The 15,302-nt window shown below is 56.3% G+C and carries 6 protein-coding genes; 3 read left to right on the top strand and 3 right to left on the bottom strand.

Translation table 11 applies throughout. From position 1 onward, the window contains the following. The first annotated feature begins 288 nt into the window (after nt 1-288). Nucleotides 289-1,497: a tyrosine-type recombinase/integrase gene (locus H8S56_RS17865; RefSeq protein WP_187519360.1), complete on the top strand. Its 1,209-nt coding sequence runs from the start codon at nt 289-291 to the stop codon at nt 1,495-1,497. Here the strand turns inward: H8S56_RS17865 and H8S56_RS17860 are convergent. From H8S56_RS17860 to H8S56_RS17850, 3 genes are all read right to left on the bottom strand, one after another. Beyond that, nucleotides 1,472-2,503, bottom strand: coding sequence for a DNA replication terminus site-binding protein (locus tag H8S56_RS17860; protein WP_187519359.1), 1,032 nt, complete (start codon nt 2,501-2,503; stop codon nt 1,472-1,474). The genes H8S56_RS17865 and H8S56_RS17860 overlap by 26 nt on opposite strands. Nucleotides 2,504-2,758: 255 nt before the next feature. Beyond that, nucleotides 2,759-3,070, bottom strand: a complete 312-nt coding sequence (locus tag H8S56_RS17855) for a hypothetical protein (protein WP_024684977.1) — start codon at nt 3,068-3,070, stop codon at nt 2,759-2,761. Then, nucleotides 3,067-3,699: a ParA family protein gene (locus H8S56_RS17850; protein WP_024684978.1), complete on the bottom strand. Its 633-nt coding sequence runs from the start codon at nt 3,697-3,699 to the stop codon at nt 3,067-3,069. The genes H8S56_RS17855 and H8S56_RS17850 overlap by 4 nt, the downstream gene beginning before the upstream one ends. A gap of 1,158 nt (nt 3,700-4,857) precedes the next feature. On the opposite strand from H8S56_RS17850, the gene H8S56_RS17845 reads away from it, so the two are divergent. Then, nucleotides 4,858-5,625 carry a replication initiation protein gene (locus tag H8S56_RS17845; RefSeq protein WP_024684979.1) on the top strand — a complete coding sequence of 256 codons (768 nt, stop codon included), beginning with the start codon at nt 4,858-4,860 and terminating at the stop codon, nt 5,623-5,625. A 1,700-nt stretch (nt 5,626-7,325) separates the two neighbouring features. Further along, a complete protein-coding gene (locus H8S56_RS17840; protein ID WP_187519358.1) occupies nt 7,326-15,248 on the top strand; it encodes a DUF4214 domain-containing protein in 7,923 nt (2,640 codons plus the stop codon). The last annotated feature ends 54 nt before the right edge of the window (nt 15,249-15,302 follow it).

Here is a 15,302-nt window from a genome sequence, read left to right as displayed (position 1 = left end):
CTGTTCTTTATTGAACAGCCGTATTAACACCGGCTCAGGTTTCTTCGCAACCCAAGGCTGGATAAATCCCCGCCTTGAACACCACGTACCGTCTGGCCACCCTCCCCGTTCATCACGCATACCTTCCTACCTTCACACTGTGGGTCCATCTGTGGGACCAAAAATGTCTGCCATGGCGTTATTGCCTAATATAAAGACCGAAAGCTGATAAGTACGCGGAGGCACCCTCCGCGTACATTCTGGTGTAAAATCCGTCGCGTGCCAGACCATTCCACAAGAAGAATCAAAATGAGCAAACTGACGCAGGCGTTCGTCAAGACCCTCGTAGAGCCGGGCAGCTACCATGACGAGCGAGGGCTGATCCTGCGTGTCAGCGCCAGAGGCACCAAAAAATGGGTGCTGCGCTATCAACTCAATAATCGGCGTCACGATCTTGGCCTCGGGGCTTTCCCCGAGGTCTCGCTCAAGGCTGCGCGGCTCGCCGTCGACACGCATCGGCTGAGGCTTGCACAAGGCATCGACCCGTTAAGCCTGCGCACGGTGCTCGATGACGAGACCAACGTTCAAACCACCCAGGTGGTGACGTTTCGCTTCGAAGCCGAGCGCTATATCAAGACCCATCGCCAGAGCTGGAAAAACCTCAGGCACGCGCAGCAATGGTCACATTCATTGCGCGACCACGTGTACCCGCTGATCGGCGACCTGCCCGTCGACCAGGTCGAAACCGAACAGGTGCTGGACGTGCTCATGCCGATCTGGAACCAGATTCCAGAGACCGCCTTCCGTCTGCGCAACAGAATCGAGCTGGTGCTCGATGCCGCGCGAGCACGCAAATTGCGCGAGGGTGAAAACCCGGCCCGCTGGCGCGGCCATCTGGACAAGCTGTTGCCACGGCAGACTCACGCAAAGACGCCGTTCTCGGCGATGCCGGCGGATCAACTCGGCCCGTTTCTGAGGCGTCTCGACAGCCTGGCGAGTACGGCAGCGCGTGCGTGTGAACTGCTGATCTACACCGCCTGCCGAAACGCTGAAGTCTGTGATGCGCGCTGGACGGAATTCGATTTGAACGCGGGCATATGGAACATAGACGCGGCCCGCATGAAGGCTGGCAAACCGCATCGTGTTCCCTTGAGCAGGGGCGCTCTGCAGGTCCTGGAACAGCAACAGGGCAAGCATCCTGTCTGGGTATTTCCCAACGCCCGGCATTCAGCAAGCTTGCCTGGCAATGCGCTTCGACGCGTGATGCAAGAGCTGCAGGCCGGAGCGTTCGTGCCCCATGGCTTTCGCTCGACATTTCGCACCTGGGCGGCTGAAAACACACTGTTTCCCAGAGACGTCTGCGAAATGGCGCTGGCCCATAGCCTGGAAGACAAGGTCGAAGCAGCCTACAACCGGGGAGATCTGCTCGGCAAACGCCGGCAGTTGATGGATGCATGGGCGGCGTTCATTCAGTCAGGCGCAGCGCTTGAGTTCACACCTCATCCGTCGGAAGGTTGAGGTCCAGTTGCGAGTGATCGACGGTCGCGTCGACGCTCTGCCCCGGCAGTTGTGCTTTATCCGAGTAGGTTGAAGCCACGCTGCTGGGCTTGCTGACCATCACCGAAGGCTTGCGCTGACCCACAAGGTCATCAGGGTTCAGGTACAGGTTCATGCGCGGAATCACTTCAATGCGCGACTTCTTGTCCGGCCGTTCCGCCTGACGCGTGTTGCGATCGAAATTGCGCAACTCATGCACACTGGAAGGCTCTTCACCGGCCAGCACGAACATCGGCAGGTTGCTGTGGATCATGGCGTCATAGCGCGAGTTGGCAGAGAAATACACCATCGCCCTGGGATGCGGTGCGACCTTCTTGTATTTGATCAGGCTGGCTTGATCGGACAAATTGACAATCCGGCGTAGCTCCGCACCGGCCAGGGTCTGCTCAATGGATACGTTGTCTTTGCTCGACTGCTGTTCGGCAGCTTTGCCCAGAAGCTCTCTCACCTTGCCCACCGCAACGCGTTCACCTCCCGTTGTATGGCCAGCCCAGGTGAACACGATCAACCGCGGGCAAATGTCGAACACTTGGGTGTGCCGCGCCAATTGCTTCATGCTGAACTGAGCCCCCAGTGCCTGACGGAGAATCTTCGACCGGGCAGTGGTGGCCAGATTCAGCTCAAGACGTGTCTGCTCGATCGCCGCCATCAGCTCATCCTTTAGCTGATTGATCTCTTTGATCCACGGCAGAACGCTTTGGCTCAACGCAAAATAACCCGGCAAACGCATCACCGTACCAGGCGCCTGGCCAGGCAAACGCTCGAACTGCGTCATCGCCCGGGTCGTGGCATGAATGGCAGCCTCGCCCTCCAGAGGCTGTACTTCAATAAGATCCAGAGCCTTCTGCTGTACCAGCAAAGGCAGCTGCCAGACCTTCCCGGAGACCACCCATTGAGGCCAGATATGGTTGAAGGCGTTGACCTGGCTGACCAAACGGGCGTGGATAGATGTGATATCAACGTACATAGTGATCCCTTAACTATTAATACCACCCCTATAGTAGCAGCAGATTTTTAAAGCGCCACTTTCCTCTTCTTCTATCCACGAGGCCGCCCGGAAAGGAAAAAGAAAAGCAGTTAACAAGTGAGGTACTGCTAGGGGTGGTATTAAATGGCCTGGCGCTGCTATCTATATTGCTAGCTAGCCATTGCGGTCTGGCGACTGGCGCTATCTGTTCTACATCATAGCGCCAGCGCTCATTATAGCTATATAGCTAGCTATCTACTTTATGCCGTAATGCTTTTTGAGCAGCTGCTGAATGATGTCCGTTTCAGTCACGCGTTTACCCGTCTTGGCCGATTCCTGGGCAGCACCCAGCTTCAGCGCATTGGCAATATCCCAACGCAGACGAAACAATTTCTGCACGGTCGGTTCCGGCTTGAACGCTTCCATGGCCTGAGCCGGGTTTTCTTCAGCAATCGTTTTGTCTGTGATCGCGCGTGATTTGGTCAACGCCTTGTCCGCTTCCCCTCCTTCCAGAAAGTCGTTCGGATCCTTGTTAAAGCTCTTGATGTCAGGCTTTGACTTGATCATCCCAAGACCTCTGCAACGAAGGCATTCATTTCCTGGATGGCTGCGTGATCACGCTTGAGCTCGTGAACGATAGCGCCTTCACTGATGCAACGTCGGAACGCCACACGCTCGCAAATCTTGGTTTTGAACACGCTGAATGACTGCTCTTCAAGAAAAGTCAGCATCTCGCCGGTGTCCTTGGTACGCGTGTCTACTCTTGAAAGCAGCATGCGAACATCCAGATCAGGGTTGTAATCACGTGCCAGGTCTACAACGGTCAACAAGTCTGTCATAGCAGCGGCATCGAACGAGCTGGCACCCACCGGGACGATAACCACTTCTGCCAACAGCAACGCTGAGCGCAGGCCTACAGAATCGCGTCCGCCTGCGTCGACGACCACATGGTCATAGGCGCCTGCCAACTGACGACCCTCAGAGTTGATGGCTTTGCCCTGTAGACAAACTGTTGTCGGGCTTGGGCTGTATTCAGGATTGTCACGACGCCATGCAGCCCAGCTGGCCGCGCTTGCCTGCGGATCGCCATCGATCAGCAATGTTTTGCCGCGTATTGCCAGCAGCGTCGCCAGGTGGACTGCTGTTGTGGTTTTACCCACACCGCCTTTTGTGTTCACACAAGCAAAAATAGTCACTTGGTTTTCCTTTCAATGGCATAGCTATATATATAGCTACAAGACAGCTATCAGTATAGCTATCTATAAAGATAGCTAGCTATACTGAATGACCGTGATTCGATGATTTTTGGAGATTATTTTTCTGTAGGAAAACTAGCGTCCAGGTATTCGGAAAAACCTGTAAATTCAGTGTGTCGTTTACCGCGGCTAAACGTTTTGTTTAACCGACTGCCTATTCGCTCAGGATCACAGGGATCATCGCTGGCGACCATTCGAGAGGGCTACTTTGCCGCTGTCGTCGGTTTTCACCGCCTTGCGCATCGAATGATTTCCTGCAGGATCACCGTAAAGGCGCACCAAATCCCTTCTGGGCGACTTTATGGCGCCCATCAAGCACCAGCGTGCAAATTATCGTTATCGTCGCTTATGCGCGCTTACAGGGCCTTTTGCGATGCGTTGCTGCTCGCTGTTGCGTTTGATTTTCAAGAAAAATAAAAAATGAGCTTCTCGCGCGTTTTTAAAATCTTTTTTTCTTGTTTTTAAAGCTTGTTTTTAAAGCTTGTTTTTAGCACCTCTGGAGCCCTTGATTTACGTGGCCTGCAGAGGGGCATCGACTACAAATTCCGGCTATACGACTACAGATTTCAGCTATACGACTACAAATTCCAGCTATGACGACTACAGATTTCAGCTATGACGACTACAGATTCCGGCTGTTATCCACAGGCCTGGGTGCCAGGGCCTTTCCTCGGAGTACACGTTGGACAATGAGCGCGCGTCCCTCAGTGTAGGGATTGCTCTCAACGTGCCGAAAACAGTGACTCTGCGGCCTTTCCCTAGCCTGCGCATGCAAAGGGTTAAGTCATGGCAGGCATGATGGCATCGAGGCTGTGAGGGATTGTGTGTTTAAGCGGGTTTACATATGGAAACCCTTTTTTCGTGTAGGACGCATTGTCTTGTAACGACTACAAATTCCGGCTATGACCCAGCGCGCGACGTGCAACGACTACAAATTCCGGCTATGGCCATAGGATGGCTATCGACTACAAATTCTGGCTATGGCAAAAGAGTGGCTATCGACTACAAATTCCGGCTACGCATTTGGCTACGTAATGATCCCGCCACTCGTTGGCCAAGCTTGTTACTATCGACTCATCACTGCGACAGGAATAGTCGATGAGCTCCAAAGAACCGTCATCATTGCTTGTGACCAAAGCCAATGATTTGATCAGCGCCTCCTACCGCCTGACCCTCCAGGAACAGCGTCTGCTGTTGGCGGCCATCGCCCAGGTCGATCCACGCAAGCCCATGCCGTCCAAGATCACCGTGACTGCAGCCAGCTTTGCCGATATCTATGGCGTGCCGATCCGCTTTGCCTACACCAACCTCAAGGAAGCCGCAGACTCCCTGTACGAGCGCGATATCCAGACATTTGACGGCAAGAACCGCACACGCATCCGTTGGGTTTACAAAGCCGCCTATGCCGAGGGCGAGGGCAGGGTCACGCTAAACTTCACTGTCGACGTCATCCCCTACCTGTCGATGCTCAACAGCAAGCTGACGTCCTACGATCTGCGCCGTGTGGCCAATCTGAACTCCATGCACAGTTTTCGTTTGTTCGAGCTGATGATGCAGTTCAAGAGCACGGGGGTGCTCATCATCGAGGTCGAGAAACTGCGCACGCTGCTTGACCTGGGCGACAGCTACAAGCGCTTTAACAATCTGCGTCAGCGGGTAATCGCGCCGTCCATCAGCGAGATCATGGCCAAGTCTGGAATCACCATCACCTACGAGACCATCACGGAAGGCAAGACGGTGAAGAGTCTGATATTCCGCTTCCAGGAAGCGGCGCAGTTGCGACTGTCCCTGGGGGACGGTATGGAAATAATTCCGGCAGACGAAGAAGTTGTCGTCGACGAATTCCCAATAAAAACAGTAAGTTAAATTAAATAAATATGGCTAGCTATATAGCTAGCTAGCTTATTTTCATTAGCCGGAATTTGTAGTCGATAGCCTCCAGTCTGCCCGCAGGTTCAATGCGAGAGGCGAGAGGCCTGCACCGTTCCTTTGGCCAATTCCCGAGAGTCAGCCCCCTGTTCTTCGCGACTGGGGGGCTCGTGTCGACTGAATATCCCATTTCCTTCCAGTTCAGACTTCAAACAGCAGTCAGTAGAGGCCAATAAGGCTATCAAGCTAGATAGCTATATATATAGCTATCTAGCTTGATAGCGAGCTGTCGCATAGCCAGAATTTGTAGTCGATAGGCGCGACGTCATACCCACCAACGCCTGTCGGCGGGGTGGGATAAAGTGCGGGTGCGCGCTCTGCTTCTACTCGGGGAAGTTGTCCGGCACCCCGGTACAGAGGCCGATGGAGCCTGCTTCGCTGACACGATCGATCTTTTTTTGCGGAAACGGACGCCTGTCATCCCGCCTTAAACGCGGAATAATCCTACTAACGGCATAGCCGGAATTTGTAGTCGATAGATCCTGAATGCTGACTAAGCAGTCGCGGTTTTCCGACTACCGAGGCAACTAGTGCGGTGCCGTTGGAAAGGACCTTGCCGTCGTTTCTTTCATGTACCGACAGCCTGGATGAGCTTCATTCCCTCTCCGATGAAAAATGCTTCAGGGCCGGCAGTCGATGACGAGCTCCTTCGATCCGGCCAGGCCTGCAGTCGTGCCCTTGCTGCCCAACCCTCATGGCTACGCGCTTTCCCTGCGGTTTTACAGAGGGTGATCCTCCGGTTTCTCTGCACGTTTGCATTGAAAGACTCAAAAGATGCGTTTGTGCGCGTGCAGTGCAAAGGCTGTTCACGCTGATGGATGGCCACTCGGTCATCCAAAGGCGTGCCAGGGCACAGAAAGGTAGAAAAATCCGACAGACGGCAAAAAGCCATCACTGAGCCCATCACCAGGCCGATTCTCGAAACACATCACTTTTCGGATCGTTTCCGCGGAAAAAGGGGTGGTCTCGCAGCTCATACGAAAGGAGTAATGCCAAAATAGTGGCACTGCTGAGAAAAAATAACTTTTAAAATGAATGGGTTAGGCGTTTTTTTATAAAAAAAATCAGGCTCTATATTTTTTTATAAAAGGGTATTGAATTTTTTAAAAGAGTGGAAAAGTCCTACGTCTTTTTATAAGGCGTTAACCTGAACCTGTCGGCTCGGTCAAAAAAATAAAAGAAAAGAAGACTGCACAAACAAAGGTTAAAAACAAAGATACCAACAGGTTTGTAAAATACTTAGCTAACTAATAGATTATTTTTTAATGACGGTGCTGTGTGATATGAAAATTGACGCCGTATTTTTTATATCGCTTAACTCATTGATAAATATGAAAAAAATAACATAAATTGAAATTTTTATCGTGTTGGTAAGACCGCATGAAAGGTGTTTTTCCATATAGATGAAGAAATTAAAGTGCAGAGATCCAGCACAAAATAAAGTCAATATATAGGCGCTGGAATCTTGACGGGCATAAAAAAATAAAGGTAGAAAGTTAATAACTTCCCTGCGATGCTTTATGAATGAACTTATAAAAAAAGTGTCGCCCCGTTCAGGGAGTCCACCTTGTCTCATCAAAAAACGCGTACGACTTTGCCCACGGCAAAGTTTCATCAGTAACAGTAGGGAGTTGTAGATGAGTACCCAGTCGGATATCGCAGAACTGTACACCGCATTTTTCAACCGGGCTCCGGACGCAGAGGGTTTGGCGTACTGGGTTGGAGAGCTGGATGCAGGGACAATCTCCCTGGAGCAGATCGCGAACAACTGGGTAGAGGCTCAGCCCGAAGGTCAGGCCAAGTACCCTGACTCTCTGTCGACCGATGCTTTCATCACGGCCATTTACGGCAACGTCCTCAGCCGCAGCGCAGACAGCGCAGGCATGGCTTACTGGCAGGCTCAGCTGGATTCCGGCGCAATCAGCCGCGATGTGTTCGTTGCCGCCATCATCAACGGCGCCAAAAGCAACACCAGCGCCCAGGGCCAGCTCGACGCCACCTTGCTGTCCAACAAGGCAAGCGTAGGTATTGCGTTTGCTGACAAAGGCCTTAACGACGTCAACCTGGCAGCCAGTGTCCTGACATCGGTCACTGCCAACGCCAATACCCTGACCGCGACCCTGGACCTGATCAAACTGGTTCCTTCGAATGCCGCTGGCCAGACCCCGGCTGTGCTGACCGCGCTGAACAACGCCGTCACCAACGTTGCGAACCTGATCAAGAACTCGCCTGGCGAATTGAGCGACCTGGTCACGTACTTGAACACGGTTGCAGCCAACGTTTCCTCGGCTACCAACCTGACGACGCTGTTCACCAGCATCAACACCAAAGTGGTAGCTGCCCAGACCAATCCGGCAGCGCTGGATAACCCTTCGACTCAAGCCTCTGACGACGTCACCACAGCAACTCCGAGCACGACCCCGACCGGCCCGACCACACCGACCATCCCGACGTTCACCGTTACCGAAGGCACCAACGCTGACGCTGGCAAGTTCACCGTTGGCGCCCAGAACGGCAACGTGACCCTGAGCTCTGCCAGCGGCGAGCTGACGTTCAAGGCCGTGACCGGCACTGAAGTCAAAATAGCCGCCTCGGCCGTGACGCAAGGTCTGGTGATTGGTAACACCACGCTGACGACGTCCTCGGCTGTTCTGGACGAACTCAGCACCATCATCACCAACAACATCATCTCGCTAGTACCTTCGACGCCCGTTGTGATCGCTGGCACCGTGAGCAGCAACAGCAAGGTCGCACTGACTGATACCAGCCTGACCGCTGACCAGTTGCTCCGGTTCGACGCTGAAGTGTCCCTCGCACGACTCGACGTAAGCGCTGTGGCCTCGGTAACGGGGTCGGCATCCGATCTGCTCACGGCCTACACTGCCGTTAGCATCACGGGCCTGGGTAACGAGGCGGTCACCGTTACTGACACCGCGAGCCTGAGTCTTCTGGCGAGCATCGATGTCAGGACCACTGGCCTGTTTACAGTGACGTCGGTGGCCGACACCGCTTCGGCCCTGGTGGCAGATACCACCTACATCAACGGCGCGACTCCTGTCACCTTGACCGGCACGGCCACCGTCGCTCAGTTGACGGCCATTGATGCCAAGACCACCGGTCTGCTGACGTTCACCTCCATCACCGACACCGCTAGCAATCTGATCACCGACACCACCTACGTGACTAATATTGCTAACGCGGTCGATCTGACGGTCAGCAACTCGGCTAGCCTGGCTCAACTGGCGGTCATCGACGCCAAAACCACTGGCACCCTGACCGTAACGTCGGTCGTCGACACCGCTGCCAATCTGCTTGTCGACACCACCTACGTCAATGGCGCGGTCGCTGTGACGGTCAGCGATTCGGCCTCTCTGGCAGACCTTGCGACCATCGACGCCAAAACCACCGGCACCGTGACCGTAACGTCGGTCACCGACACCGCTGCCGATCTGCTTGTTGACACCACCTACGTCAACGGCGCAGTCGCTGTGACCGTCACTGATTCGGCCTCTCTGGCAGACCTTGCGACCATCGACGCCAAAACCACTGGCACCGTGACCGTAACGTCGGTGACCGACATTGCCTCGGCTCTGGCGGCAGATTCGACCTACATCAACGGCGCGATCCCTGTCACCGTGACCGGCGCGGCCTCCATTGCGCAACTGACTGCCATTGATGCCAAGACCACCGGTTTGCTGACCGTTGCGTCCGTCACCGACACCGCAGCCAACCTGATTGCCGACACCACTTACGTGAACAGTTCTGTACCGGTTACCGTGAGCGGTGCAGCTGATCTGGCGCAACTGGCGCTTATCGATGCCAAGACCGCCGGTCTGGTGACCGTGGGTTCGATCACCGACACCGCAGCCAACCTGATTGCCGACACCACTTACGTGAACGGTTCTGTACCGGTTACCGTGAGCAGTGCAGCTGATCTGGCGCAACTGGCGCTTATTGATACCAAGACCACCGGTCTTGTGACCGCTGCGTCCATCACCGACACCGCAGCCAACCTGATTGCCGACACCACTTACGTGAACGGTTCTGTACCGGTTACTGTGAGCGGTGCAGCTGATCTGGCGCAACTGGCGCTTATCGATGCCAAGACCACCGGTCTTGTGACCGCTGCGTCCATCACCGACACCGCAGCCAACCTGATTGCCGACAGTGCTTACGTGAACGGCGCGGTTGCTGTGACCGTCAGCGATTCGTCCTCTCTGGCAGACCTTGCGACCATCGACGCCAAAACCACTGGCATCGTGACCGTAACGTCGGTGACTGACATTGCCTCGGCTCTGGCAGCGGATACCCTCTACATCAACGGTGCGATCCCTGTCTCCGTGACCGGCGCGGCTTCCATTGCGCAACTGACCGCCATCGATGCCAAGACCACCGGTCTGGTGACCGTGGATTCGATCACCGACACCGCAGCCAACCTGATTGCCGACACCACTTACGTGAACGGTTCTGTACCGGTTACCGTGAGCAGTGCAGCTGATCTGGCGCAACTGGCGGCCATTGATGCCAAGACCGCCGGTCTGGTGACCGTGGGTTCGATCACCGACACCGCAGCCAACCTGATTGCCGACACTACTTACGTGAACGGTTCTGTACCGGTTGCTGTGAGCGGTGCAACTGATCTGGCGCAGCTGGCGCTTATCGATGCCAAGACCACCGGTCTTGTGACCGCTGCGTCCATCACCGACACCGCAGCCAACCTGATTGCCGACACCTCTTACGTGAACGGCGCGGTTGCCGTGACCGTCAGCGATTCGGCCTCTCTGGCAGACCTTGCGACCATCGATGCCAAGACCACCGGCACCGTGACCGCAACGTCGGTGACTGACACTGCCTCGGCTCTGGCAGCGGATACCCTCTACATCAACGGTGCGATCCCTGTTTCCGTGACCGGCGCGGCCTCCATTGCGCAATTGACCGCCATCGATGCCAAGACCACCGGTCTGGTGACCGTGGGTTCGATCACCGACACCGCAGCCAACCTGATTGCCGACACCACTTACGTGAACGGTTCTGTACCGGTTGCTGTTAGCGGTGCAGCTGATCTGGCGCAACTGGCGCTTATCGATGCCAAGACCACCGGTCTGGTGACCGTGGGTTCGATCACCGACACCGCAGCCAACCTGATTGCTGACAGTGATTACGTGAACGGTTCTGTACCGGTTACCGTGAGCGGTACGGCCAACCTGGCTGACCTGGCGACCATCGACGGCAAGACCAATGGCACCCTGACGGTAACGTCGGTCACCGACACCGCTTCGGCGCTGGCAGCAGATACCCTCTACATCAACGGTGCGATCCCAGTCACCGTGACCGGCGCGGCCTCCATCGCGCAACTGACCGCCATCGATGCCAAGACCACCGGTCTGCTGACCGTTGCGTCGATCAATGACACGGTTGCAGCGCTGTCGGCTGACACGCTTTACATCACGGGTGCAGTGCCTGTCACCGTGAATGATGCGGCTTCCATCGCGCAACTGACTGCCATTGATGGCAAGACCACCGGCACCGTGACCGTAACGTCGGTGACTGACACTGCCTCGGCTCTGGCGGCAGATTCGACCTACATCACCGGTGCGATCCCTGTCTCCGTGACCGGCGCGGCCTCCATTGCGCAACTGATCGCCATTGATGCCAAGACCACTGGCGCTCTGACCGTTGCATCGATTACCGACACTGTGGTCAATCTGGTCAATGACAGCACCTACATCACAGGCGCCGTACCGGTTACCGTGAGCGGCGTAGCCAACCTGACTCAACTGGCTGCCATCGACGCCAAGACCACAGGTGTGCTGACAGTCACGTCCATTGAGGACAGCGTATCCGCGTTGTTCAATGACACGTTGTACATCAACGGCTCCGTTTCTGTGAACGTGCTGGGTACTGCCGACCTGACTCAGTTGGCGGCCATTGATGCCAAGACCACCGGTACACTGACTGCCACCGCTATTGCGGATACAGCAGCAGCGTTGATCAGCGACACCACGTACGTTAACGGCTCGATTCCTGTCACGATTACAACGGCAGCAAGCCTTTCGCAACTGGCAAGCATTGACGCCAAGACGGCTGGTACGCTGACAGCGACTTCAATCGCAGATACCGCAGTCGCTCTGGCAGCAGACACCACGTACATCAAAAACGCCATTCCGGTCAGCGTGACCGACACCGCCACCATCGCTCAATTGGGCAGCATTGATGGCAAGACCACTGGCGCCCTGACCGTTGCGTCGATCACTGACACCGCCACTAACCTGATCAACGACAGCACCTATATCACTGGCGCAGTCCCTGTCACCGTGAGCGGTGCGGCCTCCATCGCGCAACTGACCACGATTGATGGCAAGACCACCGGCACCCTGACGGTTGAGTCGATCAACGACACGTCGGCCAACCTGATCGCTGACAGCCTCTACGTCATCGGTGCGGTACCTGTCACCGTGAGCGGTACAGCCAACCTGGCTGACCTGGCTACCATCGACGGCAGGACCACCGGCACCCTGACGGTAACGTCGGTCACCGACACCGCTTCGGCGCTGGCAGCAGACACCCTCTACATCAACGGTACTATCCCTGTCTCCGTGACGGGTGCAGCGACCATTGCGCAACTGACCGCCATCGATGCCAAGACCACCGGTCTGCTGACCGTTGCGTCAATCGATGACACGGTTGCAGCGCTGTCGGCCGACACGCTTTACATCACGGGTGCAGTTCCTGTCACCGTGAATGACGCCGCTTCCATCGCGCAACTGGCCGCCATCGATGCCAAGACCACCGGCACCCTGACCGTAACGTCGGTGACTGACACGGCCTCGGCTCTGGCGGCAGATTCGACCTACATCACCGGTGCGATCCCTGTTTCCGTGACTGGCGCGGCCTCCATTGCGCAACTGACTGCCATTGATGCCAAGACCACTGGCGCTCTGGCCATTGCGTCGATCAATGACACCGCAGCCAACCTGATTGCTGACAGCCTCTATGTGAACGGCTCCGTACCCGTGACTGTCAGCGGTTCGGCCAGCATTGCGCAACTGAGCGCCATCGACGGCAAGACCGCCGGCCTGGTGACTGTGACCTCGATCACTGACAGCTCTGCCAACCTGATTGCCGACACCACTTACGTGAACGGTTCTGTACCGGTTACCGTGAGCGGTACGGCCAACCTGGCTGACCTGGCGACCATCGACGGCAGGACCACCGGCACCGTGACGGTAACGTCGGTCACCGACACCGCTTCGGCGCTGGCAGCAGACACCCTCTACATCAACGGTACTATCCCTGTCTCCGTGACGGGTGCAGCGACCATTGCGCAACTGACCGCCATCGATGCCAAGACCACCGGTCTGCTGACCGTTGCGTCAATCGATGACACGGTTGCAGCGCTGTCGGCCGACACGCTTTACATCACGGGTGCAGTTCCTGTCACCGTGAATGACGCCGCTTCCATCGCGCAACTGGCCGCCATCGATGCCAAGACCACCGGCACCGTGACCGTAACGTCGGTCACCGACACCGCTTCGGCTTTGGCGGCAGATGCCACCTACATCACCGGTGCGATCCCTGTCTCCGTGACCGGCGCGGCCAGCATTGCGCAACTGACCGCCATTGATGCCAAGACCACTGGCGCTCTGGCCATTGAGTCGATCACTGACACCGCAGCCAACCTGATCACTGACAGCCTCTATGTGACCGGCGCCGTACCCGTGACTGTCAGCGGTTCGGCCAGCATTGCGCAACTGAGCGCCATCGACGGCAAGACCTCCGGCCTGTTGACCGTGACCTCGATCACTGACAGCTCTGCCAACCTGATGGCTGACAGCACCTACCTCATCGGTGCGGTACCGGTCACCGTCAGCGGCACCGTGAGCCTGTCTGATCTGACAGACATCGACGCCAAGACCACCGGCAAAGTGACCGTCATCGAACTGTCCGACACAGCCGCCAACCTTGTCACCTCGGGTGTTGCTTCGGTTTACATCGGCGAAGGCTCCAACGTCACCATCACCGACGCGGTCACCATCGCTCAGTTGCAAACGATCGATGCTGCCAACGGTGACGGTACGTTGACCTACACCACGATTACCGACACCAACGCCAACCTGACAGCAATCGGTGCATCCGCTTACTACACAGGCATCCATGCCAATACCAACGTGGTCGTGACAGACGCGGTGACCGTGGCCCAGCTCACCAGCCTCGATACCGCCAATGGCACCGGCACCGTGACCTACACCACTGACCTGAACGACACGGCATTGGCGCTGGCAACCGATGCTGCCACCAACGCGGGTGCGGGCACCTTCACTGCAGGTCGCGCTGTGACCGTCAGCGACAACGCCAGCATCGCTCAGCTTGCGACCATTGACGCTGCTGCAACCACCGTTACTTACGCAGGCATCAAGGACAGCGCTGCCAACCTGATCACCAACACCGGTGCTTACGTGTTGGCCAGCACGGTGGTCACCGTTGATGGCAGTGCTACGCTGGCTCAGCTCAAATCCATCGACAACGTGGTCACTCCGGCACTGGTTTACACCAGCATTGCCGACACCGCTGCCAACCTGTCGGCCAACACTGACGGTTATGTAACGGGTTCGGTTGCGGTCAAGGTGACGGACACCGTCAGTCTGGCGGCCACTACCCTGACCTCGATCGACGCGCTGACCACCACCCAAGTCGATGCAACAACCGTCACCGGCCTGACCGGCAACTTTGCAGCGGTCGACAGCGTCCTGAAAGCTACCGGCATTCAACTGTCGGGCAGCGAGAAGGTGAACCTGACCGACACAGCAGCGTCACTCAACGGCAAGACGCTTGCACTGACCAGCACTGCGACGACCGATGAGCTGCACGTCGGCCTGACCAGCACATCAATCGACCTGAGCAAAATCACAGGCTTCGAAGACATCTTCCTGGCAGGCAGCGGTCGCTTCACCCAGACCATCACCGTGGGTGACGGCGACGGCGTTACGGTCCATGCGGCCACACTGTCCAACGTGATCATGGGGACCGGTCAGCAGACCTTCGACTCCAGTGCCGGCAACGACACTGTGCTGTTGAAATCCGGCAGCACATTCTCGTTCGCCGCAACGGCTGCACTGAACGGCAATGACACCTTGAACGGCTTCATCACGGGTGCCAGCAACAGCACGCTGAACTTCAACTCGTTCCTGGGTAACGGCTACAGCCTGGGTACCGAGATTGTTAACAGCGCGTCTAACTTTGGTGGTGCGGCGGGTAGCGCCACGCTGGTTGACGGCCTGTCTGTTGCACAGAACGGTGGCTTCGGTCTGCAGACCGCCAACACGATCAGCGTCGCTGACTTCACCGGCGGCTATCTGTCGGCAGTCAACGGCAAGGAAGTGCTGGTGACCATCGACAACACCGCGCATAAAGCGAACGTCTACTTCGTAGACTCCTCGCTGGGCGGCAGTACAACGGCTGTAGATTCGGCGTCTGACATCGTTCAGGTGGCAACCATTACCCTGACGGGCAATGTCACCACCATCAACGATCTGCACACCACTGGCATCCTGGTTGTTTAAGCTGCCTGATTACGCGTAATCGAACCCTCGCTTCCTTCTGGATGCGGGGGTTTT

Source organism: Pseudomonas triticifolii, assembly GCF_014358015.1.
Taxonomy (GTDB): domain Bacteria; phylum Pseudomonadota; class Gammaproteobacteria; order Pseudomonadales; family Pseudomonadaceae; genus Aquipseudomonas; species Aquipseudomonas triticifolii.
This window is presented reverse-complemented; position numbering and strand designations above follow the sequence as displayed.